20 protein-coding genes are annotated in these 26,587 nt (G+C 34.0%); 18 read left to right on the forward strand and 2 right to left on the reverse strand.

Going from position 1 to position 26,587, the window contains the following annotated elements:
• From J6V67_RS04115 to J6V67_RS04190, 16 genes are all read left to right on the forward strand, one after another.
• Window positions 1–803 (forward strand): adenylosuccinate lyase (locus J6V67_RS04115; RefSeq protein WP_291859161.1); only part of this gene is annotated, 803 nt, incomplete at its 5' end.
• An 8-nt stretch (window positions 804–811) separates the two neighbouring features.
• Window positions 812–1,573, forward strand: coding sequence for a pyridoxine 5'-phosphate synthase (locus J6V67_RS04120; protein WP_291859164.1), 762 nt, complete (start codon window positions 812–814; stop codon window positions 1,571–1,573).
• Window positions 1,570–2,496, forward strand: coding sequence for a 4-hydroxythreonine-4-phosphate dehydrogenase (gene pdxA, locus J6V67_RS04125; protein ID WP_291859167.1), 927 nt, complete (start codon window positions 1,570–1,572; stop codon window positions 2,494–2,496). The genes J6V67_RS04120 and pdxA overlap by 4 nt, the downstream gene beginning before the upstream one ends.
• Window positions 2,497–2,531: 35 nt before the next feature.
• Window positions 2,532–4,073: an inorganic phosphate transporter gene (locus J6V67_RS04130; RefSeq protein ID WP_291859170.1), complete on the forward strand. Its 1,542-nt coding sequence runs from the start codon at window positions 2,532–2,534 to the stop codon at window positions 4,071–4,073.
• 84 nt (window positions 4,074–4,157) lie between these two features.
• The gene (locus J6V67_RS04135; RefSeq protein WP_291859172.1) at window positions 4,158–6,932 is read left to right on the forward strand and encodes a hypothetical protein; all 2,775 of its coding nucleotides are present in this window, start codon (window positions 4,158–4,160) and stop codon (window positions 6,930–6,932) included.
• Window positions 6,933–7,378: 446 nt separating this feature from the next.
• Window positions 7,379–9,340 carry a DNA translocase FtsK gene (locus tag J6V67_RS04140; RefSeq protein ID WP_291859220.1) on the forward strand — a complete coding sequence of 654 codons (1,962 nt, stop codon included), beginning with the start codon at window positions 7,379–7,381 and terminating at the stop codon, window positions 9,338–9,340.
• Window positions 9,341–9,349: 9 nt separating this feature from the next.
• On the forward strand, window positions 9,350–9,610 hold the full coding sequence (locus J6V67_RS04145) for a DUF2018 family protein (RefSeq protein WP_291859176.1): 261 nt from the start codon (window positions 9,350–9,352) through the stop codon (window positions 9,608–9,610).
• A complete protein-coding gene (locus tag J6V67_RS04150; RefSeq protein WP_086228230.1) occupies window positions 9,603–10,031 on the forward strand; it encodes a hypothetical protein in 429 nt (142 codons plus the stop codon). The genes J6V67_RS04145 and J6V67_RS04150 overlap by 8 nt, the downstream gene beginning before the upstream one ends.
• Window positions 10,032–10,039: 8 nt before the next feature.
• On the forward strand, window positions 10,040–10,918 hold the full coding sequence (locus J6V67_RS04155; RefSeq protein ID WP_291859184.1) for a polyprenyl synthetase family protein: 879 nt from the start codon (window positions 10,040–10,042) through the stop codon (window positions 10,916–10,918).
• On the forward strand, window positions 10,918–12,180 hold the full coding sequence (hemA, locus tag J6V67_RS04160) for a glutamyl-tRNA reductase (protein ID WP_291859187.1): 1,263 nt from the start codon (window positions 10,918–10,920) through the stop codon (window positions 12,178–12,180). The genes J6V67_RS04155 and hemA overlap by 1 nt, the downstream gene beginning before the upstream one ends.
• Window positions 12,180–13,883: a proline--tRNA ligase gene (locus J6V67_RS04165; RefSeq protein ID WP_291859190.1), complete on the forward strand. Its 1,704-nt coding sequence runs from the start codon at window positions 12,180–12,182 to the stop codon at window positions 13,881–13,883. The genes hemA and J6V67_RS04165 overlap by 1 nt, the downstream gene beginning before the upstream one ends.
• Window positions 13,880–14,287 (forward strand): FxsA family protein, encoded by a 408-nt coding sequence (locus J6V67_RS04170; RefSeq protein WP_291859193.1) that lies wholly within the window; start codon window positions 13,880–13,882, stop codon window positions 14,285–14,287. Before J6V67_RS04165 ends, J6V67_RS04170 begins: the two co-directional genes overlap by 4 nt.
• Window positions 14,288–15,208 (forward strand): hydroxymethylbilane synthase, encoded by a 921-nt coding sequence (hemC, locus tag J6V67_RS04175; RefSeq protein ID WP_291859195.1) that lies wholly within the window; start codon window positions 14,288–14,290, stop codon window positions 15,206–15,208.
• A gap of 93 nt (window positions 15,209–15,301) precedes the next feature.
• Entirely contained in the window at window positions 15,302–18,373 is a 3,072-nt protein-coding gene (gene ccsA, locus J6V67_RS04180; RefSeq protein WP_291859198.1) for a cytochrome c biogenesis protein, read from the forward strand.
• A gap of 20 nt (window positions 18,374–18,393) precedes the next feature.
• Entirely contained in the window at window positions 18,394–18,825 is a 432-nt protein-coding gene (locus J6V67_RS04185) for a hypothetical protein (protein WP_291859202.1), read from the forward strand.
• A 202-nt stretch (window positions 18,826–19,027) separates the two neighbouring features.
• The gene (locus tag J6V67_RS04190; protein WP_291859205.1) at window positions 19,028–21,583 is read left to right on the forward strand and encodes a bifunctional aconitate hydratase 2/2-methylisocitrate dehydratase; all 2,556 of its coding nucleotides are present in this window, start codon (window positions 19,028–19,030) and stop codon (window positions 21,581–21,583) included.
• 56 nt (window positions 21,584–21,639) lie between these two features.
• Here the strand turns inward: J6V67_RS04190 and J6V67_RS04195 are convergent, their stop codons facing one another.
• Window positions 21,640–23,574 (reverse strand): LTA synthase family protein, encoded by a 1,935-nt coding sequence (locus J6V67_RS04195; protein WP_291859208.1) that lies wholly within the window; start codon window positions 23,572–23,574, stop codon window positions 21,640–21,642.
• Window positions 23,575–23,731: 157 nt separating this feature from the next.
• Between J6V67_RS04195 and ispG the strand changes: the two genes are divergently transcribed.
• Window positions 23,732–24,793, forward strand: coding sequence for a flavodoxin-dependent (E)-4-hydroxy-3-methylbut-2-enyl-diphosphate synthase (gene ispG, locus J6V67_RS04200; protein ID WP_291859211.1), 1,062 nt, complete (start codon window positions 23,732–23,734; stop codon window positions 24,791–24,793).
• Window positions 24,786–26,183 (forward strand): replicative DNA helicase, encoded by a 1,398-nt coding sequence (locus J6V67_RS04205; protein ID WP_291859214.1) that lies wholly within the window; start codon window positions 24,786–24,788, stop codon window positions 26,181–26,183. Before ispG ends, J6V67_RS04205 begins: the two co-directional genes overlap by 8 nt.
• Window positions 26,184–26,353: 170 nt before the next feature.
• On the opposite strand, the gene J6V67_RS04210 is transcribed toward J6V67_RS04205, so the two are convergent.
• The coding region (locus J6V67_RS04210; RefSeq protein WP_291859217.1) for a hypothetical protein at window positions 26,354–26,587 on the reverse strand (234 nt) is incomplete at its 5' end.

Here is a 26,587-nt window from a genome sequence, read left to right on the forward strand (position 1 = left end):
AGTCGATTACTATAGTAACTGATGATTGCGATCTGTATCTAAATCTTATTTATAAAATTCGCCAAAGCTTTGCTAATGTGATAGGCTCACGGGATAGAATTATAATATTTTATAGCGAAAATGAGCTCATCCAACGCAAATATCTACTAAAATTTATAGCAAATCTGTATAAAAAAACTGTCGGTAGTGGAGTGGAGTTTTGGCTAACTCATCACAAAAATATCAAGCTAGTCTATAAAAATCCGACCTCGCTTCAGGTATTAATAGATATAGATATCAGATTTGAAGAGTCAAAAGTGCTATTTGATTTAAAAAATAGCGAGGAGTTATTTGCTAAATACCTAATGCGTGGTTTTAATGATGTAAATTGCGAATATTACCCACGACAAAATTGGCTACTTTTTACTCCGCAAAGTCTAAGAGATATAGAGAGTCTTTCAAATATTATAAATAGCCGCCAACATCTTAAATATGTAGTAAATTTCAACTACAATAAGGAGGAATTTGAGCGATTTAAACGCCGTTTTAATGTGCTAAATTCTAAAGAGTATAAACGAAGATTTAGTATGCTAGCTAGTCTTTTAGAAGAGCATTTTCATACGCTTGGGTGTGAAGTTGGTGATGATTATGAGACGGTTCGAGCAAGTTATTTAAATTTAACTAAAGTCTATCATCCAGATCGTCACGCTACTAAATCAGATAAAATTCAAAAAGACTATACAGATAAATTTCAAAAAATTGGTCTAGCGTATGAAGCGCTAAAGCCATATTTTAAAGAACAAAAAAACTATATAAACTCATAAGGATAAATATGAAACTAGGTGTAAATATCGATCATGTCGCTGTATTAAGAGAAGCTAGAAGGGTAAATGATCCAAATATTTTAAATGCAATGTTTACTGCCATTAATGCTGGCGCAGATCAGATCACAATCCACCTGCGTGAAGACCGCAGACATATAGATGATACAGATACTATAAATATTATAAATCTTTGTACTATTCCAGTAAATTTAGAGTGTGCTACTGCTATTACTGATATTGTACTAGAGCTCTCTCCTCATCGTGCTACGATAGTTCCTGAGAGACGTGAGGAACTAACTACTGAGGGTGGATTAAATTTAGCTAGTCCAGAACTACCTAGTACCATAGCAGCTATGAATGAGGCTGGAATTGATGTTTCGCTTTTTATCGATCCAAACTCAGATGATATAATAGCAGCTAAAGAGTTAGGGGCTAATACTATTGAATTGCATACTGGAAGCTTTGCTAATGCCTATTTAATGGCATATTCAAATATTCCAAAGACTAAATTTAGTATAAAATCATTAGAGCATACAAACGCTAAAGAGGCGCTTGAATTTGAGCTAGATAGATTAAAAAAGGCTGCTAAATTTGCTAAAAATTTAGGGTTAAATGTCGCTGCAGGACATGGGTTAAACTACCAAAATGTAGGTTTAATAGCAAATATCCCAGAGATTTTTGAGCTAAATATAGGTCAAAGTATTATAGCTCGCTCAGTCTTTACTGGATTAAGTCAAGCTATAAAAGATATGAAAGAGTTAATCAAATGAAACCCAAAATTGCAATTAGCGTAGGTGATATAAATGGCGTTGGAATTGAGATTGCATTAAAAAGCCATAAAGAGATTAGTAAAATTTGCCAACCAATATATTTTATAAATTCCAAGCTTTTAAACCAAGCAGCTAAAATCTTAAATATCAATATCCCAAAGAATTTTGAGATTTATGAGTGTGGTGATGATTTTGAGATAAAGCCAGGTAAAGTAAGTAAAAAAAGTGGTAAATTTTCATTTATTAGCTTTGAAAATGCGCTACATTTCACCGCTAAAAGAAAGGCTAGCGCTCTTGTAACCTTGCCAATTAATAAAGAGAGCTGGAAAAAAGCTAAGATTCCATATAAAGGCCATACTGATGCTCTAAGTGATTATTTTAAAACCAGTGCTATTATGATGCTAGGCTGCGAGGAGCTTTATGTTGCACTATTTAGTGATCATACGCCACTTAGAGATGTTAGTAAAAAGATTAAATTTAATAAGGTTAAAAATTTCTTATTAGACTTTTATGCTTCAACTAAATTTAGCAAAGTAGGCGTCTTAGGCTTTAATCCTCATGCTAGTGATAATGGAACTATTGGAGGCAAAGAAGAACTAGAGATAAGGATGGCTATAGAAGCAGCCAATGCTACACTTGGTAAGGAAATTTTTACTGGTCCGCTTGTGCCTGATGCTGCATTTACGCCAAATTCTCTAAAATCTACTAATCGTCTAATAGCTATGTATCATGATATAGGTTTAGCACCGCTTAAGGCTTTATATTTTGATCACTCAATTAATGTTAGTTTAAATTTGCCAATCATCCGTACTAGCGTAGATCATGGAACTGCTTTTGATATTGCGTATCAATCTAAAGCAAGTATTGAAAGTTATATAGAATCGATCAAATTTGCCATAAATTCAGTAAAAATTCAAGGCTAAAAAGCTAAAATAAAAGAAAAATTTGGAGGTATTGCTTGGGTAAGGACAATTTATTTTTTGCTTCAGTCTTTATCATTTCTTTAGTTGTCTTTTTTGTATGGGGATATGGATATATATCTAGCCATCATTTAATCTTTTTTATTTTAGCTAGTGTTTTTGGCTTATTTATGGCCTTTAATATTGGTGGTAACGATGTTGCTAACGCATTTGGTACAAGTGTAGGAGCTAAGACTCTTACTATTAAACAAGCGTTAATAATCGCAGCTGTATTTGAGCTAAGCGGTGCTGTATTTGCCGGTGCTGAGGTTACTAACACTATTAGAAGCGGTATAGTAACACTACCAAATAACGGCAATATAAATCCTATGGTTTTTGCTGCTGTTATGCTCTCAGCTCTTATGAGTGCTGGAATTTGGCTATTTATAGCGACTAAAAAGGGTCTTCCAGTATCTACTACTCATGCTATTGTAGGTGGTATAGTTGGATCTGGTCTTATGATGGGGTATCTATATTATAATGATGGCAATACCCTAGATATGGTTAAATGGAGCTCTATTGGCAGCATTGCGCTTAGTTGGGTTTTATCTCCGTTAATGGGCGGGGTGATTGCTTATATGGTTTTTGGCTATATTAAGTCTAAAATTATCACACCAAGTCTAGACCTACATGTTCAAATCAAAGCGATAAAAGCACAAAAAAGAGCCTTTAAAGAGAACTATATAAACGAACTATCTAGCAAGAGTGAATCAGAGCAAATTCAAGAGCTTAAAGCTATTGCTATGAGCTATGATGAGAAAATCACAGGTAATGGTCCTTTTAGAGATAAGATTAGAGAGTTCAAAGGTCAAGAAAAACTAATTGATACAATGAAATATATGAGAATTCATATCCCGATTTTAGCAGCAGTTTCAGCGATGATTATCTCATCTACACTGCTATTTAAAGGGCTAAAGCATATGAATTTAACTTTTAGCACTATTGAGACTATATGGATTTTATGTGTTATTGGCACAGTTGCGTATCTTCTTAGCTTCTCAATTGTTAATATGATGAAAAGAGATAATCCGCAAAAAGGGATTAATAGAATCTTTGGCTGGTTTCAGATCTTTACTGCTTCGTCTTTTGCGTTTTCTCACGGTGCAAATGATATCGCTAATGCTGTTGGGCCATTTGCTGCGATTTTAGATGTATTAAAAAGTGGCGCTATCAATAGCACCACAGTGATCCCTACAGTAGCTATGGTTACATTTGGCGTAGCACTTGTCGTGGGGCTATGGTTTTTAGGTAAAGAGGTTATTACTACAGTTGGGAGTAAGCTAACAGAGATCTTGCCTACTACCGGATTTAGCGCTGAGCTAGCTGCTAGTATTGTTATCTTAATAGCTACTAAAATGGGATTGCCAATTAGCTCAACTCATGTTTTAATCGGTGCAGTTTTAGGTATAGGTTTATATAATCGTAATGCCAACTGGGGAATGTTAAAGCCAATCGGTCTAGCATGGATAATTACTCTACCAATAGCGATGATAGGTTCTGCTATTGGATTTGTAAAAGTAGTAAATGTACTAGGATTATGATAATTTGGCAGGGATTTCCTGCTAATTTGCTGGTTTGGGAATAGTATTTGCTTGTAAAATTCCTAAATTTTTAGGAGAGTGCAAATGCGTATAACCAACCAGCTTATGAATTTCAATAATGTCTATAACTACCAAAAAAACTCCAACTCACTATATCAGTCTCAGCAGGCTTTTAGTACAGGGTTAAAAATCAATTACGCCTATGAAGGTAGCGGTATCTATGTCGATGCTGCTAGGCTGGAGTATGAGAGTAATCTACTCAAACAAGTAGAATCTACAACACTAAAGGCTACTGAATTTTCAAAAAATAGCGATAAAGCGTTAAATGATTTTGTGCTAAAGCTAACTGAATTTAAAACCAAACTAATCCAAGCAGCTAATGATATCCACGATGTAACCTCTCGTAATGCTATCGCTAATGACCTAGAAGGTATCAAACAAAATCTAATCGATATAGCTAATACCACGATAAATGGCCAGTATCTATTCTCAGGAACTGCGCTAGATACTATGCCAATTGATGATTTAGGCAACTATAATGGTAATGCTGAGAGTATAAAAGCAGTAATTGGCACTAATCAAACTTCTAACTACAATATCAACGGTCAATCGCTATTTCTAGGCTCGGATAATGACTATAAAAAGGTTATAACAACAAATGTGAATTTGGTTAATAATTATAATAAATTTGCCAATCCTGATGATCCTGTCAAATATGTTGAGCTGAATAATGATTTAAGAGATTTAATAGGTACTAATTACCGTAGCGAAGAATTTAATAAAGCTAATCCGCCAAAAGAGGATGATTTTAAAGAAGATGCAGTAAAAGATCAGCCAACTACATTTTTCCTACAAGGTAGAAAACCAGATGGTTCTACATTTTCTACTAAGGTAACTATGACTCCAAACTCATCTATCCAAAGCCTACTAGATAATATCGGCTACGCTCTAGGCAATGACAAAGAAGGCAAAAATCCACTAGTTCAAGTAACACTAAATAATAGCGGTCAAATCGAAATAACTGATATTAGAAATGGTAATCAGATGATGGAACTTCATCTATTTGGCCTTACTCCGCAACAATCAACTGAGAAGTATAATGTGGGTGGTTTTGAAATTAATATAAATCCAAATACTGCTCAAAATTATAAGGTAACAACTGAAAAGGATGCAGATGGAAAAATTACATCGCTTATTGCTACAGCCGTAAATGGCGGTGCTACTTATACTATTAAAGTAGAGAATAATCAATTGCAAGTTAATGGACAAACTGTACAAAATGTTGTTAATCCATCGGCTTTAGATTTAACGGATTTAAACAATAATGGTATTGGTGTAGATGATTTTAAAGCATTTAATCCGCAAGACGCTAATCAAGTTCGTGAAATGTCTAGCACCAAAGTCCGTGATAAAGATGGCTCATGGGTTGATGTAAGTGCCTTAACCGATTTAGAAACAATCGAAGAAAATGTCAAAAATGGCAAAGTATATTTAACTGAATTTATCAAAAGTGACTTTAAAGACACTCTAGGGGTTAAAAATGATGCTACTGACTATAACAAGCTACAATTTGCCCAAAAGGATAATATCCTAACTGGTTCAGTCTCTCAAGTAGTCAAGGGTAAAAATACATTTGCCACCGATGCTACTAAGCTAAAAGATGTAGCTGGTGCTGGACTGCAAGATAACCCTGATAGCAATATGACTATGCATATTAAATCTAAAAATGGTAACTACTACGAGGTAAAAATTCAATTTACTGACCCAATCTCTGCTAGTGATCCTAAGGCTACATCATTAAAAATTCAAGAAGTCAATCAAGACGGAACGCCTAAAATGGACGCTCAAGGTAATCCAGTTCAGCCAGTTTATCAAGGCAATATCATGCTAGGTAAATACAATGAAGCTACCCAAAAAACCGATGGTGTAGTAACTAGCGCCAATGATATCAGCTATAAGCAAATAAATGATATAGTAGCAATGTTAGCAGCTGGAAATATGCCTGAGGATGATGTTTCAAATGCATTTAATGCTAATATGAATAGGTTGTATAATTTAGCTGCTAATGTCGTACTGCCTAATGTAATTAATGCAAATATCGTCAAAAGAGAATTAGTAGCTGGTATAAATGATCAAGCAGTTGTAGATATTATCAATAACGCAGTTGATGAGGCTTTTGCTGGTGCTGCTGGTGCTAATATTACCGATACGTTAAGTAAAATAAAAGATACAGTGATAAACAATACAGACTACGCCACAGGCAGATTTGAAGCGTATAATAAGGCTGTAGATGCAGCTAGTGCGAGTGTAAATGTAGAATTAAATTATCGTGGCCAAATGCAAATCACCGATAAAAGCTCAACTGCTACAAATATCGAAGTTACAATTTTTGAAGAGTTCGAGGGTGGTGAATTTGCCAAAGACAAAGACGGCACAATGCGTGGTTCATTATTTAACTTTACTGCTAATAATATGATTAGCATAGATGAGCCAAGTGTGGATATTTTTAAAGATTTAGATGCTATGATAGCAGCTGTAAGAGATGGTAGCTATAGAGGCAATCCAGATGGGACAAATGCCCGCACTACTGGAATCCAAGGCGCTCTAAAGAGAATCGACCATATCCAAGACCATGTAAATAAACTCCATACGCAGATTGGTTCATATACTAATGTATTAGAGAGTTCTAACTCACGAGCTAGTATGCTATATGTCAATGTGGAGAGCATTAAAAATGATGTTATTGGCGCTGATTTGGGTGAGAGTATGCTAATTTATAAACAGTATCTAACACAGTTTGAAGCAATGCTGCAAACTTCATCAATGATTAGCAAAATTAGCTTACTTAATTATATGTAATATAGCTATTATAAAGTATTTATAAAATTTAAAAATAGTCGCCATTTGCTAATTTTATTAGCTTAAAATGGCGATTTAAATCTCTTTTTAATCAATACAAACTAAGCAATATATAACAAAATTTTTGATATAATCAGCGGACTTTTCAAGTTTTATTCAAGGATTTTACGATTTTGCGAGAGATTTTGCTGGTTGTAGCTATCTGTGTGCTTGTATATCTTGGTGTGGCAACTATCGTTCCGCATGCTTCATTTGTGGGGAGCTATGGTGGCGCTTTAGGCTGGTATAATGCAAGACTATTTGGCTATGCGTCATATTTTTACCCATTTATTTTGTTATATCCTGCTTATAATTTATATAAATCTTATACGAAATTTAGCCTAAAAATAGCTGGAAATGTCATTGGATCGCTGATGTTATTTTATGCTTTTTTATTGCTTTGTGCGATGTTTAATCCTATAGCTGGTGGTGTAGTTGGTGGATTTAGCTATGAGGCGCTTGGGAGTGTGATTGGTAGTATTGGGGCATTTATTTTTATTTTAATGATATTTTTTATAGGATTTGGGCTTAGTTTTGATGATAGGCTCGATGTAATGATAAAAAAGGCATTTGTAGTTAAATCTATGCCTAAATTTAGCCTAAATTCAGCCTTGGAATCTAGCACTAAAGATGAAGAGATATCTCAGTTTCAAGAGGTAAAATTTAACAATAATAATCTAGAAGTAGCTAAACCACAAAGCGCTACACCTGAGCCTAAAGTATCAAAATCTAGAAAAAAATCCCAGCAAAAAGAGCTTGATGAAATAGATAATGTAGATGAAGTTGATAAATTTAGCGAATTTAATATAGATGATGAGCAAAACCAAATTCCAAGCGAGATTGCTCAAGATACTGATATATCTTTGTTAAAAGAGCCAAAATCAACATCAAGTGGCGCTATAATCCTTAATGAAGTAGCTGAAAATAAACAGCTTTTAAGCCAAATTGAGACAGGCAAAATAGAAAAGCCAAAAGATTTTATGTTGCCAAGTTTGGATTTTTTAAAGGATCCACCAAAGCGTAGTAAGGCTATAAATGAGGTTGAAATAGATCAAAAAATCGCTGATTTGCTAGATAAATTAAGGCGTTTTAAAATCGATGGCGATGTGGTAAGAACCTATTCTGGTCCTGTGGTTACGACATTTGAGTTTAAACCAGCAGCCCATGTAAAAGTAAGTAAAATCCTAACTCTTCAAGATGATTTAGCTATGGCGCTAAAGGCTCAAACTATTAGAATTCAAGCTCCAATCCCTGGTAAAGATGTAGTAGGTATAGAGATTCCAAATAAAAATATAGAGACAATATATCTAAAAGAGATCTTAGAGAGTGATATCTATAAAAATGCTAAAAGTGAGCTAACTTTAGCCCTTGGCAAGGATATAGTAGGTGATCCGTTTATCACTGATCTTAAGAAACTGCCTCATCTATTAATAGCTGGAACTACAGGAAGTGGTAAAAGTGTAGGTATAAATGCGATGGTATTAAGCCTATTATATCGTAATTCACCTAAGACCTTACGCCTTATAATGATAGATCCAAAGATGCTTGAATTTAGTCTGTATAATGATATTCCACATCTATTAACTCCAGTTATAACTGAACCTAAAAAGGCGATTGCTGTACTAGCAAATTTGGTTGCTGAGATGGAGCGTAGATATAAAATAATGAGCCAAACTCGTACTAAAAATATAGAGAGTTATAATGAAAAGATGAAAAAAGACGGCGGTGAGCCATTGCCATTTATTGTAATTATTATTGATGAGTTAGCTGATCTTATGATGACAAGTGGTAAGGAAGTTGAGTTTCATATCGGGCGACTAGCGCAGATGGCTAGAGCTAGCGGGATTCACCTAATAGTAGCAACTCAGCGCCCAAGCGTAGATGTAGTAACTGGGCTGATTAAAGCAAATTTACCAAGTCGTGTAAGCTATAGAGTAGGGCAAAAAATCGATAGCAAGGTTAACATAGATCAAATGGGTGCTGAGAGTTTGCTAGGGCGTGGAGATATGTTATTTACGCCACCTGGCAGCCCTGGTGTAGTTAGATTACATGCGCCATTTGCTAGCGAAGAAGAGATTGATCATATAGCTGAGTTTTTAAAAGCTCAAGAGAGCGTAGTATATGAAAATAGCTTTTTAAAAGATGATAGTGCTAGTAATAGCAGTATTGGAGAATTTAGTGGTGAAATAGATGAGCTTTATGATGAGGCTAAGGAGATAGTCTTAAGCGAAGAAAAAACATCTATAAGCTATTTACAAAGACGATTAAAAGTAGGCTATAATAGAGCTGCAAGCATAATAGAACAGCTTGAACAAAATGGTGTATTAACTCCGCCAAATTCAAAAGGTCAACGAGATATAATAAGATAGGAGAGTATAATGATATTTGATGATATTTTTGGTGGTCAGCCTAAGGATAAATTTTTTGATATTGTCTATAATGCTAATCGAAATATAGTAGAAAATGAGCTTGAAATTTTATTTAGTGAGCTTGTAGCATTAAGAGAGCTAGCTGAGAGTAGTGGGATTACACAAGCTCAAATAGATAGCTTTAAAGCGTTAAATCCAGATGCTATGGAGAGTGGACTAAATGATATATATATAGATATTACAGGGAAAATATTAACACAAAATGAGTAGATTAACTCTTTGGCTTTTGCCATTTTTTTGTTTTGGGTTGTTATATGGTGTAGCTCCAAAATGGACACATCAGAAGGAATTTATCCTTAAAAAAGATGAGAAGGCTAAGATTATATTTTTTGAAAGGCGCCATCAAATAAAAGATGAATTTGAGTTTTCATGGACTCTTTATGATAATACAAATTTAGTAGTTCATACTAAATTTAGAAAATATCCACGCCAGATTGTCTTAAGCCTTAGGCGAGGATTAGAGATGTATCGTCAGCCGATTTTGGCATTTATCAAAAATCCACTTGTAGATAATGTGGATTTATATTTAGTCTTTAAAGAGTATAGACATTATGATGGAAGTGTAGTATTTGACGCATTGATAATGGATCAAAGTGCTAGAGTTGAGATAGAGTATATACCAGATAGATAGGAAGTTTTATGGTTGATAAGATTTTATATGAGTTTGTCAAGGAGTGTGGTTATAATAGAGCTCTTGAGATGTTTAATAATATTAGTAGTGGCAAAAAGCTACGAAGCAAGCTAATTTTAAAAATAGCTGGTCAAAATGAGACTTCGCTTAGGCTATGTGCGGTAATAGAGCTTATACATTTAGCAAGCTTACTACATGATGATGTCATAGATGATTCTACTATTAGGCGTGGCAAGCCTAGTATAAATGCGCTTTTTGGTTCTAAAAATTCAATAATGCTAGGTGATATCTTATACTCCAAAGGGTATTATGAGATTGTAAGTTTAGATCCTCAAATTGCTAAAATTATATCTAAAGCAGTTCTAGATCTAAGCATTGGTGAGATGATGGATGTAGATATGGGTAGTAAATTTAGTCCAAATTTAGATGAATATCTAAAGATGATCGAGCTAAAGACCGCTGTTTTAATAGAAGCTTCAGCTAAAAGTGCAGCTATAATAGCTGGTATAGATAGTGATTCATATGCAAATTACGGCAAAAATTTAGGCCTAGCATTTCAAATTGTAGATGATATACTTGATATTAGTGCTGATGAGACAACTCTTGGTAAGCCTGCATTTAGTGATTATAAAGAGGGCAAGACAACTCTTCCATATATCTTTTTATATAATGCCTTAAATTTAGATGATAAAGAGATTTTAAAAAGCCTATGGGGCAAAGAGCTTGATAAGAGTGAAATTAAATGGATTAAAGATAAATTTGATGAGTTTAATATCATTCAAAAATGCAAAGAATTTGCTAAAGATTTAGGTGCTAAGGCTATAGCCTCAGTAAGCGATGAAGAGCTAAAGGATATAGTCGCAAGTATGATAGATAGGGAGTTTTAATGCACTATATAAGTATTAGCTTTACGCATAAAAATACAGATATCAGTATTAGAGAGAAGCTATCTTTAAGTGATGAGAGCCGTAAAAAGGAGATTTTGCGCCTATTGAGTGCTAATGAGAATATAATTGAATCTATGGTTCTTAGCACTTGTAATAGAGTTGAGGTTTTTGCTTATGTATCTAAAATAAATGAGTGTGTTAGGCATATTTTAAATTCTATTTCAATTTTAACTCTTGTACCTTATGATGCGCTTGAGCTTAGAGCTGATATATATGAGAATGATGGGGCTATTCATCATCTATTTGCTGTGGCTAGCTCACTTGATAGCTTAGTTATTGGTGAGACTCAAATCGCAGGACAGCTTAAAGAGGCGTTTAAATTTGCATATGATAATGGCAGTTGTGGTGATAATATTAGCTATGCTATACATTTTGGAGCCAAATGCGCTTCTAAGATTAGAGCTGCTACTACAATTAGTAAAAATCCCGTATCAGTCTCAAGCGTAGCAGTAGCTAAAGCTAAAGAGATATATGGTAATTTAGGCGGTATGACTGCGGTGGTTGTAGGTGCTGGACAGATGAGTGCTTTAGCGTGCAAGCATTTAATAGCTTCTAAAGTAAATGTAATAATAGTAAATAGGGATCAAAATAGAGCTGCTCAGCTCCAAAATGAATTAGGTGAGTTGGCTAGTATTGCACCTTGGGAGCGTCTTGGTGAGTTGATAAATAGATATCAATTAATCTTTAGCGCTACTGGTGCTAATATACCTGTTATTACTGATGAGCTTATAGAGATTGTAGAGTTTAATAGATATTTTTTTGATATTGCTGTGCCTAGGGATATTGATATTAGCTACTATGATAATATAAGTGTTTATGCAGTTGATGATCTAGAAAGCATAGTAAAGAGTAATTTAAATTTACGAGAAGAACAAGCTGGTGTAGCCTATGCAATAGTAGGAGAGATGACGGCTGAGTTTTTTAAGTGGCGTTCATCACAAAATAGCACTCCAGCTATTAAAGCATTAAGATTTAAAGCTAGAAGTATAGCCCAAAAAGAGATAGAAAAAGCAATAAAAAAAGGCTATATAAAATGCTGTGATGAAAATGAGGCTAGAAAGTTAGTTCATCAGGTTTTTAAAGCATTTTTACATACGCCTACTATTAGATTAAAAGATAGAAATGATGATGAGATACTTGATGCGCTTGAGTATTTATTTGATATAAAAATTGATAAAAAAGAATTAAAAGAGGAAGAGTAATGAAATTTAGTAAATTATATATCCCAACACTTAAAGAGGCTCCAAAGGACGCTACTTTGCCTAGCCATCAGTTTTTGCTTAGGGCTGGATTTATTCAGCAAACTGGTAGCGGACTTTATAACTTTTTACCACTTGGCAAAAAAGTACTTAGAAAGATTGAAAATATCGTAAGAGATGAGATGGATAAAGCAGGTGCAAATGAAGTATCTATGAGCTTTGTAGTGCCTAGTGAATTATGGAAACAAAGTGGAAGATTTTTTAAATTTGGAAGCGAGCTTTTAAGGCTAAATGATAGAAAAGGCAATGATTTTGTCCTAGGGCCAACGCATGAAGAAAGCGTTGTGGATATGGTTCGTGGAAGAGTAAATAGCTATAAGCAGCTACCTTTGAATTTATATCAAATTGGACCTAAATTTAGAGATGAGGCAAGGCCTAGATTTGGTCTTTTAAGATGCCGTGAGTTTATAATGAAAGATAGCTATAGTTTTCATTCAAGCTATGATGATTTAAAGCGTGAATTTGATCTAATGCAAGAGACATATAGTAAGATTTTTACTAGACTTGGCTTAAATTTTAGATGCGTTGAAGCTGATAGTGGCGCTATTGGTGGGAGTGGAAGTAAGGAGTTTATGGTTCTTGCTGATAATGGCGAAGATGATATTTTAATAAGCGATAGCTCAGATTATGCTGCAAATGTAGAAGCTGCTAAAAGAGCTAAGCGTACTTGCGATTTAGAGCGCCCACAAAGCAATGGAATGCTAAAATTTCATACGCCTAATTGTTCTACAATTTTAGAAGTTAGTGAGTTTTTTAAGATTGATCCATTCTATACTATTAAAGCGGTGATTAAAAAGGCAATTTTTGAAGATAAAAGCGAGATTGTAATCTTTTTCTTGCGTGGAGATGATGAATTGCAAGAGACAAAAGCGCTAAATGCTTGTGGTGCGCTAGAATTGTGTGATGCTAATACAGACGAGATTGAAAATGCTGGATTAGTAGCTGGATATTGCGGACCAATTGGTTTGCCTGAAGGTGTGAATTTCTATATTGATAATGAGCTTAATGGTGAGAGTGAGATGATTTGTGGTGCAAATCAAAAAGATTATCATGTAATTGGCGTAAGTATTATAAATTTTAATAATGATAGATTTAAGGATTTAGTAGCTGTAAAAGCTGGCGATAAAGCACTTGATGGCGGTACTCTTAGTATGACTAAAGGAATCGAAGTTGGTCATATATTTCAGCTAGGAGATAGATATTCATCTGCAATGGATGCGACATTTTTAGATGAAAATGGCAAAGCTAAGCCATTTATTATGGGTTGTTATGGTATTGGCGTAAGTAGATTAGAAGCAGTTGTGATAGAATCTAGCCACGATGAAAGAGGATGCGTATGGAAAAAAGAGTGCGCTCCATTTAGCGTTCATATTATTGTATCAAATTTCAAAGATGAGACTCAGGCTAAATTTGCTCTAGAGCTTGAGAGTGCGCTTGAGAGTGCTGGAATTGAGGTATTGTTAGATGATAGAGATGAGAGATTTGGAGTTAAAATAGCTGATTTTGAACTGATTGGAAATCCATTTGGTGTAGTTGTTGGCAAAGGACTTGCAAATGATGAGGTTGAACTAATCATTCGTGATGGTCTAATAAAAGAAAAAGTCGCTTCTAGCGAAATTTTAGGTAGATTAAAAGAGCTAGTATGATTAGAATTTCATTACTTCCATATATTTTCTTAGAGATAGTATTGGTTGTTTTATATGTATTGGAATTTGGATTTTTAAGTCTATTTAGTGAAATTTTTCTTAGTGCGCTTATTGGCGTACTTTTAATATTTAACTATGGATTTGTTAATTTATTTCATAATATGAATTATTTTAATATCAAAGATATATTTGGTAGTTTAGGGCTTGCTATTGGTGGATTGGCCCTTATAATTCCTGGGATGTTAAGCGATATTTTTGGGGTAATTGTGATCGGAGTTGCTTTAGCTTTAAAAATTTATTCTAAATTTAGTACTCCTAGGTATCAAAATACTCAAAATCAATATCGTCAAACCAATAATAATAACGATGATATAATAGATGTAGAGATTATAGAGGAGAGATAGATGAATATTAAAATTGCAAGCAGAAATAGCGCATTAGCACTTTGGCAGACATATCATATTAGAGATCTGTTAGAGGCTCGTGGTCATAGTGTAGAGATTATTACTATGAAAACTAAGGGTGATGTTATTTTAGATACTCCATTAGCTAAGATTGGCGGTAAGGGTTTATTTACCAAAGAGCTTGAAAATGCAATGCTTGATGGAAGGGCTGATATTGCTGTGCATAGTTTAAAAGATGTACCAACTACATTTCCAGATGGGTTAAAATTAGCCTGTGTTTGTAGTAGAGAAGATATAAATGATGCTATGCTAAGTATGAATTTTAAATGCTTTGATGAGCTTCCAAGTGGTGCAAGAGTTGGGACTACATCTTTGCGTAGAAGAATGCAGCTTTTAGCGCTTAGACCTGATTTAGAAATTATCTCACTTCGTGGAAATGTAAACTCAAGAATTGCTAAGCTCAAAGATGGAGAGTTTGATGCTATTATACTTGCTATGGCTGGGATTAACCGCCTTGATCTATCTAAAGAGGTAAAGTATGTATCTGTGCTTAATACTATTGCAGCAATGGGGCAAGGAGCTTTGGGCATAGAAGCAGTAGATAGGGCTGATATTTTAGAAGCAATTGAGTTTTTAAATGATGAAAAGAGCGTTATAGAAACTACTATTGAGAGAGCATTTGTACATAAATTAAATGGCGGATGCCAAGCTCCAATTGGAGTAAGCGCAAGATTAGATGGTGATAAAATTTGTGTTAGAGCAATTTTAGGTACTCCAGATGGCAAAGAGATATTAAAAGATGAAAGAGTCTTTAATAAGGCTGAATATAAAGAAGCTGGAGAAATCTTAGCTGATGAGTTTATAAATCAAGGAGCAAAAGAGCTTTTAGCTAAGGCTGAGCAGATAGCAAGCCAAATTTGAGCTATAAAATAACTCAAATTCAATACAAGATTATTTTAAAAATGTTTATTTACATTTAATATAATCATGGTTTAAATTTTCTTAAGGGCATTTATGGGCATTATTCATAAGTTATTTTTTAGTATGGGTTCAGCTGTTGTATTTTTTTTAATTTTTGGTGTAGCAAGTGGTGCTGCGACAATTATTGAGAGTATGTATAATACACAAACTGCCTGGGCTTTGGTATATGGTGCTGGATGGTTTGCGCTGATTCAGTTAATTTTAGGAGTAAATTTAGTCTATAATATCTATGAGTATAGATTATTTAACCTCAAAAAACTTCCTGTTTTAATATTTCATTTAAGCTTTTTATTTATCTTAGTCGGTGCTGGCATTACAAGATATTTTGGTTTTGAAGGCCAGATGAATATCCGTGAAAATGATAGAAGCAACGAGATTAGAAGTATGCAAAGCTATATCCAGATGATCTCAAGCGATGGTAATAATACCTACACAGTCTCAGAGCCAAAATATATATCTAGCACTGTTGGTAATGATTTTAATCTAAGATTAAATATCTATGATAAATTAGCTACATTAGAATATAAAGATTTTATTCCAAATGCAGTACCAGCGTGGATTGATAGTCCAAATGGAGAGCCAGTTTTAGAGCTATTGTTTTCTGATGAGAGTAATAGCGAAGCAGTAACTATGAAACTTGGGGATAAATTTGAAGTCGGCGATATGAGTTTTAGCTTTGGAGCTAAACCTACAAGAAGTAAGTATATTCAAATTTCTTTAAAAGATGGTAAGTTTTATATTAAAACCAATCAAGATATCAGCTATATGGTTATGAGTGATATGAGCAAGGGTGAATTACCAAAAGATAAAGAGGTTGAGTTTGCTGGTCTTAGATTATACAGTATGGGTGGAGTAAATTTTGCACCTAAGACTATGAAGGCAAGTGCTATAAAAGGTGTAGAAAAAGCTGGAGAAAATGTAGCTGGCGCTGATGCAATAATAGCAACACTAACCTATAATAATGAGAGTAAAGATGTAGCCTTGCTAAGCTACTATCCACCTGAACCTGTAGAGGTTGGCGGACAAAGATTTTATACAGCATGGTCTCCAATGGCTATTACCTTGCCATTTAGTATATATCTAAAAGATTTTGAGTTATCTAGATATCCAGGGTCAAACTCGCCTATGAGTTATAGTAGTGATATTGTAGTTGAAGATGGAGATTTTAAGATGGATTATAGAATTTATATGAATAATGTTCTTGATTATAAAGGCTATAGATTCTTCCAAAGTAGTTATGATTCTGATGAAGGCGGTACGATACTTTCAGTAAATAGCGATCCAGGTAAATGGCCTACATATTTTGGATATTTCTTGCTAACTTTGGGGCTTTTATTAAATGTTATGAATCCTCATTCAAGATTTAGAAAGCTTGCTAAGGCTGTAAATGAAGCAAACACTAAGGCGCTTGGACTGATTTTAATAGCTGGGCTAGCAATATTTGGTGCTAACAATAGCTACGCTTTAACAATGCCACAAATTCCACAAAGTCATATAGATAAGGTATCAACAGTGATTATTCAAGGTCCAGATGGTAGGATGAAACCATTTGATACTATGGCACACGAGATTTTAAATAAAATTTATCGCAGCGATAAATTCCAATCAATGGGTGCTAATGCTGTGTTTTTATCAATGATGGCAAATTCGGAAAATTGGCGTTCAGTACCAATTATAAAAATTAGCGATGATGAATTAAAAAAAGTCTTAGGAATTCCAAAAAACCAAAAATATGCTAGTTTTGATGATTTCTTTGGTCCTAATAAAGATGGCCAAATAGAGTATAAGCTAATCAAATTTACAGAACTTGCTAATCGTAAAGCGCCAGCTACTAGAGGTCTTTTCGATAAAGATGTTATAAAGGCCGATGAAAAACTAAATATTCTTTATATGGTATTTATTGGTGAGATGTTTAGAGTAATACCTAAAAAAGATGATTATAATAATACTTGGCTTAGTCCTGGTGGAGCGCTTATGGAGCTTAGCGGTGAAGAGGCATCAAATGTAGCTATAATGTTGCAAAGATATTTTACTGCAGTACTTGAAGCACAAGATAGCGGCGAGTGGAGTAAAGCCGATGAAGCTATAGAAGCGATTAAAAAATATCAGGCTGAATTTGGTGCAACCGTAATGCCAGCTAGTAATAGGGTAGATTTAGAATTAGCATTTAATAAATATAAGATATTTCAAAACCTAACTCCAGTATATCTTTTAGCTGGTTTAGCACTTTTAATAGTAGTGTTTGTTAAGATGCTGCGTCCTAAAATTAAGATAAATTTAATTTTTAAAATTGCATATTGGATCAATATCCTAGCCTTTATTGTTCACACTATTGGTATGGGTCTTAGATGGTATATTGCTGAGCATGCACCATGGAGCGATGGATATGAGAGTTTAGTATTTATAGCTTGGTGTTTAGCATTTAGTGGGACGATGTTTGCTAGAAGTTCAGCTATATCGCTTGCGCTTACTTCTATCTTAGCTGGTGTAACTCTATTTGTAGCACATCTTAGCTGGCTTGATCCACAAATTACAAATCTTGTACCAGTTTTACAAAGCTATTGGTTAACAATACATGTTAGTGTAATTACAGCTAGTTATGGATTTTTAGGGCTTTGTTCTCTTCTTGGGTTATTTACCTTAGTACTGTTTGCGCTTCAAGGCAAAAAAGAAAACAAAGAATTGACAAGAAATATAATTGAAGCTACAAGAATTAATGAAATGGCGATGATTTTAGGTCTTAGCTTGCTTGTTGTTGGTAACTTTTTAGGCGGAGTATGGGCTAATGAGAGCTGGGGAAGATACTGGGGCTGGGATAGCAAGGAGACTTGGGCTTTAGTTAGTATTTTAGTTTATGCAGCTGTAGTTCATATGAGATTTATACCAAGAGTAAATTCGCAATATGCTTTTGCTGTAGCATCAATGTTTGCTTATAGTGCGATTATTATGACATATTTTGGAGTGAATTTTTATCTTGTTGGTATGCATAGTTATGCTGCAGGAGATGCTGTACCAATACCAAATTTTGTCTGGATAGCACTTGTGGTAATGGTAGTTATTAGCCTACTTGCTTATCGCAAAAGGTCATATAGCGCTAGACTGTAACTAAATTTAGGAGGTTTAAGTTGAACGAAAGTATTATATTTATTGCGATGGCTACAGTAGCTGTCGTTTTGGGTGTGATTGTCGTGGTTGTGATAAAATCGCTCAGCCGCGGCTCAAGCGCACCAAAACAGACAACTCAACAAAAAGAGGATGAACCAAAGATCACTTTAGAAGATCTACTAATTATCGTATCTGATAAGGATTCAACTAAAGAAGAGATAGCAAAAGCATCGCTGTATTTCATTCAAAAATTCCCAATTCCAGCAAAAAATCGTGGGCGTGTACCTTCTGATGCAATTCCTTATCTTAAATTTGTCTCATTAGTTTCAGGTCATAAAAAATCAGATGCTAAGCTAATCTCATATCTAACAAATGAGCTTGATAAACAGCATGCTGAGTATATTGCTGAGATCGAGCAGTATAAAAATATGGGACTTCGTGCTAGATTTTAACCATAGTAGGTAAATTTAGCTTTTTAAAGTAATCAAATAGCTATTAAATTTTGTCATAATTTGATAGCTATTTTTATATTTTCTCTAAATTTGGATTATAGAAAATTTAAAATATACTAAAATATAAAATCTAAGTTATTTTTTACTACTAAATTTTTAATTTTTTTGGTAGAATTATCAAAATTTTTTTTAAAGGATGTAAATGGGCTTTTTTGAACAATACAATAGCGCTAAAGAAGAGCGTGCAAAACTTGGTATTCCACCACTTCCTCTTACTAAAGAGCAGACTAAAGAGGTATGTGAACTATTAAAATCAGCACCAACTGCTGAGCTTGTAGACCTACTTGCAAATCGTGTTAATCCAGGTGTTGATGATGCTGCAAAAGTTAAGGCTGAGTTTTTAAATGAAATTATAAATCATGGTTTAGCTTGTAGCTTAATTAGCAAAACTGATGCTGTAAAAATGCTTGAGCCAATGCTTGGCGGATATAGCGTAATTGTACTTGTAGCTAGTCTAAGAAGTAGCGATGAGAGCGTAGCAGCTGCTGCAGCTAATGTGCTTAAAAATACAATTTTTGTTCATGACTATTTTAATGATGTAGCACTTCTTGCTAAAGAAGGTAATAAATTTGCAGCTGAAGTTATTAAAAGTTGGGCTGAGGCACAGTGGTTTAAATCTAGATCTGATATTCCAGAAAAGATAGAAGCTATAGTATTTAAAGTACCTGGTGAGACAAATACAGATGATTTAAGTCCAGCTAGTGAAGCATTTAGTAGATCTGATATCCCGCTTCATGCAAATGCAATGCTAATGAAACGCCAACCAGGTAGCTTAGAAAAAATTGCTGAGTTAAAACAAAGTGGTCGTGAAGTTGTTTATGTAGGTGATGTAGTAGGAACTGGAAGTTCAAGAAAAAGTGGTATCAACTCTATTCAGTGGCATATTGGCCGTGAAATTCCAGGAATTCCAAATAAAAAAACAGGCGGTGTAATCTTAGGAAGCATCATTGCTCCAATATTCTTTAATATTGCAGAAGATAGTGGTGCTTTACCACTTATTGTAAATGTAGATGGTCTAGAGACTGGCGATAAAATCGAAATTTATCCACATAAAGGTGAAATCGTAAAAGATGGCGCTGTGGTTAAAACATTTAATCTTGAGCCAAATACATTAAAAGATGAAGTAAAAGCAGGTGGTAGAATTCCGCTAATTATCGCTAGAAGTCTATGCGCAAAAGCTAGAGCTGAATTAAATATGGGTGCTGAAGATATCTTTACTAAACCAGCTCAACCAGCAACTGATGAGAGCGCAGGATATACACTAGCTCAAAAAATGGTCGGTCGTGCATGCGGTATTGATGGCGTTCGCCCTGGTATGTATGTAGAGCCTATCACTCTTACAGTAGGTAGCCAAGATACAACTGGCCCAATGACAAGAGATGAGATTAAAGAGCTTGCAAGCCTTGGTTTCTCAGCTGATTTTGTGCTTCAAAGCTTTTGCCATACAGCAGCATATCCAAAACCAACTGATGCTTTAATGCATAAAACTCTACCTGATTTTATGATTAGTCGTGGCGGTGTAAGTCTAAAACCAGGTGATGGTGTTATCCACTCATGGTTAAATAGAATGGTTTTACCAGATAGCGTTGGTACTGGTGGCGACTCTCATACACGTTTCCCAATTGGTATTAGCTTCCCAGCTGGTTCTGGTTTAGTGGCTTTTGCTGCTGTTTTAGGTTCAATGCCGCTTAATATGCCTGAGTCTGTACTAGTAAGATTTACTGGAAAAATGCAACCTGGTATTACTCTAAGAGACTTAGTAAATGCAATACCATATTATGCAATTAAAAAAGGTCTACTAACAGTAGAGAAAAAAGGTAAAGTAAATGTATTTGCTGGTAAAGTTTTAGAGATTGAAGGACTACCTGATCTAAAAGTTGAACAAGCATTTGAATTAAGTGATGCAAGTGCTGAAAGAAGTGCTGCGGCATGTGCAATCGCTCTAAATAAAGAACCAGTAATAGAGTATTTAAAATCAAATATTACACTAATTGATGCTATGATTGAAGCTGGATATGGTAGTGATAAGACTCTAGCTCGTCGCCGTGATAAGATGAAACAATGGCTAGAAAATCCAGAGCTACTACAAGCTGATAAAAATGCAAAATATCACACTGTAATCGAGATTAATATGGATGAGATTACTGAGCCAATTCTTGCATGTCCAAATGATCCAGATGATGTGGCTACGCTAAGTGAAATTTTAAACGACCCTAAACGCCCTAAAAATATTGATGAAGTATTTGTTGGTAGCTGTATGACAAATATCGGTCATTATAGAGCACTTTCAGAGGTTTTAAAAGGTGAAGGCCAAGTTCCAGCTAGATTATGGGTTGTTCCACCGACAAAAATGGATGAAGCGCAATTAAGAGCTGAGGGTAGATATTCTTTATTTGGTGCTGCAGGTGCTAGAACAGAAGTTCCTGGTTGTTCATTATGTATGGGTAACCAAGCAAGAGTTGCAGATAATGCGATAGTATTCTCAACTTCTACAAGAAACTTTGATAACCGTATGGGTATGGGTGCTCAAGTTTATCTAGGTTCTGCTGAGCTAGCTGCAGTATGCGCTATGCTAGGTAGACTACCAAGCGTAGAAGAGTATATGAAGATCGTTCCAGCTAAACTAGCAGGAAAAGAAGATGAGATCTATAAATATCTAAACTTCAATCTAATTGAAAACTACAAATTAGAAAATTAATTCATAAACCCGCTTTTTAAAGCGGGTTTTTATTTTCGCATTAGTCAAATCAAATTTTATTTAACAAGACCTAATCTCCAAGCTAGTTGATAGTAGCTAAATTCCTCATATAATTTATGAAATTCAGATTTTTGTTTATCAAGTTCAAAGCTATCATTGCTATTTTTTAGTGTTTGATTGTTTTGAAATTTATACCCAACAGTGTTAGATATTGGATAAATTCCATCATTATCAGCCCAAACATCTATATGCATTGCAAATTCATTTCTATGATCGCTAGGTTTAGATAACATATCTTTGCCGCCCATACTTAGATATTTAGTACTATTTAAACTAAGATTATATAAGGTTGGAAATATATCTTTATGTGAACCAATTCTATTCTTATCATAGTAGATATTGTTTTGCAAGGCTTGTGGAATATATAGATAAAAAGGCACGCTAATTCCAAAGGCGCTTTCATTTTTATGATCAAATTTATACTCTCTATTTGCATGATCGCCAGATGCAGCTATAATTATATTGTCTTTAAATTTACTATTTTTGATCCTATTTAGATAATCTCCAAAGCTATTATTTGCATAACTATATGCATTTAATAGCGCTTTAAAATCAGTAGAATAACGACTAATCTCAGAGCTATTTAAATCCAAAATTAGCTCATTTTTACCTTTATGTAAATATGGAGGATGGTTTGAAATCCCTAATGATATTACTAGCGTTGGTTGCGTAGCGTGCTTAAATATCTCATAAATTTTGCTATACATATACTCATCTTTTATACCATATGGATGCTTGGATTCTTTGGCATTTTCATACTCTTGCATTAGAGTAGTCTCATCTATAATCTCATCTACACCTTGAGCTTTTAAGAAGTAATTAACATTATACCAAGCAGCATTGCCAGCGTAAGCAAATATAACTTTATATCCAGCTTTTTTATAGATATCAATTGGAGTTAGAGGTAGTTTTTGTTTTTGAAATTTACTACTTGTAAGGTTAATTATAGGACTTTGAAATAGTATTCTATTTAGACTATCTATCGTACCATTAGTAGAAGGTAAAAATCTTTTAAATACAAAATCAGAGTTAAAATGTTCATCAAGGGAACCTAAAAGCATTTTTTGCATAATTTTATCTTCTTGAAGTAATCCTAGCCCAAAGCTCTCCATAAGATTAAAATGTATATGCATTTTAGCGTGATTAGGGTTTTGTTTTGTAGTAGCAAACATATCAAACAATCTTTTTTCTAGCTCTTTACCTCTATTAATATCTACATATGGGAAGTTGGCTTGATTTTTATACTCTTTACTAGCCCATGAAAGAGCCATAATAGGATTAGTAGATATCTCATTAAATGGTTTAAATGAGCTAAATTGATATGTAGAGGCACGAAGTGCGTTATAAACTGGATGAGCTCGAAGTGCTACAGCATATGCATAAAGCAAGATAATATTGCAAATTACTAAAACCCAAATCGGTTGGTTTGATTTTTTAAATTTGAGTTGCAAAATTTTTTTATTTAAATATCCACAAAAAATAGAAAAAACCAAAGCACATAATAGTATTAAAATTACTGGATAATCATTCCAGATAATCGATATTAAAGCAGCGGTATCATCATCTTTAAATCCAAAGATAAACATATCAATCTTATTTTGATAAATTTGATAATAGTAGTAACCAATAAATGCAAAAATAGCCACAATAAATGATACAGTAGATATATAAATTGTAGAGAAAATTTGATAAATTTTAATTAAATTTAGCTTAATAAATCCACTTAAATAGCTTATAAATCCGCATAAGAAAATAGGTAAAAATATAGTGCTAAATGTTCTCATATCGTGACCTAATCCATATAAGAAAACTTCGCCCCAGCCATTATTATTTATATCTGGCAGGCTAGATAGCATCATAAATCTCATAATGGTAAATATTGCCATATATATAAAAGTAAAGCTAAGAATTTGAATTAAGATTTTTCGCATTTTAGATACCTTGAGTTATTAATTTTTAAAATAAATTTGAAATTATATTAAAACAATCTTAAATTTAACAACGCTATTGTAAAATTGTTAAATTTTACGATATTTTTATTAAATTTTAGCTAGACTTATGGATTTAAAAATTATTAAAGTGACTCTAATGCAAAGATATAAAACAAGACAAATTCAAGTAGGTAATGTAACAATAGGTGGCAATGCACCAATCAGCGTGCAGTCAATGACATTTAGAAAAACCAGAGATGTAGCTGGTACTTTAGAGCAGATCAATAGATTATATTTTGCTGGATGTGATATAGTGCGTTGTGCGGTGTTTAATAAAGAGGATATTGAGGGACTTAGAGAGATTAAAAAATCTAGCCCATTACCAATTGTAGCTGATATTCATTTTAATCATCTTTATGCTTTGGCTGTAGCTGAATTTGTTGATGCGATAAGGATAAATCCAGGAAATATCGGCGGCAAAGAAAAGATAAGAAAAGTTGTAAATGCTTGCAAAGAGCGAAATTTGCCAATAAGAATTGGTGTAAATAGCGGAAGTTTAGAAGAGCAGTTTGAACAAAAATATGGCAGAAGTGTTGAAGCAATGGTACAAAGTGCTTTATATAATATAAAGCTTTTAGAGGATTTTGATTTTTTAGATATTGCAGTAAGTTTAAAAAGTAGTGATACAGTAAATACAATGGCGGCATATAGAGCGTTGCGTCCAATGGTGGATTATCCATTTCATTTAGGCGTTACAGAGGCTGGAACTGTATTTCATGCTACTATTAAATCAGCTATTGCGCTTGGTGGCTTGCTTATGGAGGGGATTGGCGATACTATGAGAGTTAGTATTACTGGTGAGCTCGAAGAGGAGATTAGGGTTGCTAAGGCAATTTTACAAGATAGTGGAGTGCAAAGAAGCGGATTAAATATCATATCGTGTCCAACTTGTGGAAGACTTCAAAGTGATCTAGTAAGTGCTATAAAGATAGTAGAAGAAAAGACAGCTCACATCACAGCACCATTAAATATAAGCGTAATGGGTTGTATAGTAAATGCAATTGGTGAGGCAAAAGGTGCAGATGTTGCAATTGCATTTGGCAAGGGAAATGGCCTTATAATGCGTCATGGAGAAGTAGTGGCTAGATTGCCTGAGTCTGAGCTAGTAGATAGATTTTTACAAGAGATAGATGATGAGCTAAAGGCTAGAAATGAATGAGATAAACTCAAATTTATATGATTTAGATATGGAGCGCTCTATACTTAGCGCTATATTATTTGAACAAGATAATCTAGGTGAAATATATGATATTATAGATGCTAATGACTTTTATCTGCGTGGACATTCTGATATCTTTACTGCAATGAAGAGTTGTCTTGATAAAGATGATCCAATCGATATAGCATTTGTCAAAAAGCATTTAGGTGCAAAATATGATGAAGATGTTTTTAATACTGTTTTAACTACAAATTCAATCCTAGATATTAAAAAATACGCTACAGAACTTAGAGAGTTTTCTATAAAACGTGCACTTGTTAAGGTCGCTCACCAAATTCCAAATAAGGTAAATGAAAATAAGCCTGGCCGTGATATGGTAGATGAGATTAGTAGCGAAATTTACTCTTTAGTAGATGGCGTAGGTAGTGGCGTGATAAAAAATGCTAAAGAGATTGTGGTTGATTTAATTGAAGAGTTAAATAAGCAAAAGCTTGCCAAAGATCATGATGTAGTAGGACTTGATACTGGATTTCGTGAGTTAAATGAGCGGACAAAGGGATTTAAAGATGGTGATTTAGTTATTATAGCAGCTCGCCCTGGTATGGGAAAAACTACATTTGTGCTAAATTTAGTACAAAAGGTACTAGACCAAAACTTAGGTGTAGTATTTTTCTCTCTTGAAATGCCTGCAACTCAGCTTATGTTAAGGCTATTAAGCGCTAAAACATCGATAAATTTACAAAATCTTATGACATCAGATATGGATAATGATGAGATTGAACGCTTAAGCAATGCATGTGATATGATGAGTCAAAAAAAGCTTTTTGTTTATGATAGTGGTAATGCTACTATTCATCAGGTTCGTACTCAAATGAGAAAACTAAAAAGCGCTCATCCAGAGATAAAGCTATGCGTGATTGATTATATCGGCCTTATGACAAACTCATCAGCCTATAGCGATCGCCATTTGCAGATTGCTGAGATTTCTCGTGGGCTTAAGCTGCTTGCAAGGGAGTTAAATTTGCCAGTAGTCGCACTATCTCAATTAAATAGAAGCCTAGAATCAAGAGCTAATAAACGTCCGATGCTTAGCGATTTGCGTGAGTCTGGAGCAATTGAGCAAGATGCTGATACGATTTTATTTGTTTATAGAAATGATGTGTATCTAGAACAAGAAGAGAGAGAAAAAGAGCAAAAAGCCAAACAAGATGGCAAAGAGTATAAATCACAATTTACTAGAAATCAGATAGAAGAAAGCGCTGAGATAATTATCGGTAAAAATAGAAATGGCCCAACTGGAACTATTGAGTTAGTATTTCAATCTATTTATACTCGTTTTGTGGAAAAAACACATAATCACCCTGCTGAGATGGTAACTTTTGAGGGATGATGTGAATTTATGTGATTAAATTTGAGATTTATTCACATATTGATTTAAATTCACATTAATAGTTAAATTTATATAATTTAATCTGTAATTAAATAAGGTTTAAAGCTCGAATTAATAGGTATTTGATGAGATTTTCACATAGTGAAAAAAATGTGAATAACTTTTTTAATTTAGTTTTTTAAAGCAGTAGCCTTATGATACTTAAGATAAAATTTAGTATTGCTTTTTAAATCATACACAGCCTTTGCTAATCTAAAATTTATAGCGCTAAGTGCTACAATATTTTTCATAAAATTTGATGGAGTACCCTCGGCTTTAAATCTTGCCTCTAGTTCACGCTGAAACTCTTCAAATGCCTGCGCTTCAGCCTCTTTGTCATAATTTTGCATATATCTCCTTCGTGC

This window comes from Campylobacter sp., assembly GCF_017646085.1.
Lineage (GTDB): Bacteria > Campylobacterota > Campylobacteria > Campylobacterales > Campylobacteraceae > Campylobacter.

Bases quoted from the DNA above. Each gene is read 5' to 3' on its own strand.
- J6V67_RS04120 (WP_291859164.1), top strand. From the start codon at position 812: ATGAAACTAGGTGTAAATATCGATCATGTCGCTGTATTAAGAGAAGCT.
- pdxA (WP_291859167.1), top strand. From the start codon at position 1,570: ATGAAACCCAAAATTGCAATTAGCGTAGGTGATATAAATGGCGTTGGA.
- J6V67_RS04135 (WP_291859172.1), top strand. From the start codon at position 4,158: ATGCGTATAACCAACCAGCTTATGAATTTCAATAATGTCTATAACTAC.
- J6V67_RS04140 (WP_291859220.1), top strand. From the start codon at position 7,379: ATGTTTAATCCTATAGCTGGTGGTGTAGTTGGTGGATTTAGCTATGAG.
- J6V67_RS04145 (WP_291859176.1), top strand. From the start codon at position 9,350: ATGATATTTGATGATATTTTTGGTGGTCAGCCTAAGGATAAATTTTTT.
- J6V67_RS04150 (WP_086228230.1), top strand. From the start codon at position 9,603: ATGAGTAGATTAACTCTTTGGCTTTTGCCATTTTTTTGTTTTGGGTTG.
- J6V67_RS04155 (WP_291859184.1), top strand. From the start codon at position 10,040: ATGGTTGATAAGATTTTATATGAGTTTGTCAAGGAGTGTGGTTATAAT.
- hemA (WP_291859187.1), top strand. From the start codon at position 10,918: ATGCACTATATAAGTATTAGCTTTACGCATAAAAATACAGATATCAGT.
- J6V67_RS04165 (WP_291859190.1), top strand. From the start codon at position 12,180: ATGAAATTTAGTAAATTATATATCCCAACACTTAAAGAGGCTCCAAAG.
- J6V67_RS04170 (WP_291859193.1), top strand. From the start codon at position 13,880: ATGATTAGAATTTCATTACTTCCATATATTTTCTTAGAGATAGTATTG.
- hemC (WP_291859195.1), top strand. From the start codon at position 14,288: ATGAATATTAAAATTGCAAGCAGAAATAGCGCATTAGCACTTTGGCAG.
- ccsA (WP_291859198.1), top strand. From the start codon at position 15,302: ATGGGCATTATTCATAAGTTATTTTTTAGTATGGGTTCAGCTGTTGTA.
- J6V67_RS04190 (WP_291859205.1), top strand. From the start codon at position 19,028: ATGGGCTTTTTTGAACAATACAATAGCGCTAAAGAAGAGCGTGCAAAA.
- J6V67_RS04195 (WP_291859208.1), bottom strand. From the start codon at position 23,574: ATGCGAAAAATCTTAATTCAAATTCTTAGCTTTACTTTTATATATATG.
- ispG (WP_291859211.1), top strand. From the start codon at position 23,732: ATGCAAAGATATAAAACAAGACAAATTCAAGTAGGTAATGTAACAATA.
- J6V67_RS04205 (WP_291859214.1), top strand. From the start codon at position 24,786: ATGAATGAGATAAACTCAAATTTATATGATTTAGATATGGAGCGCTCT.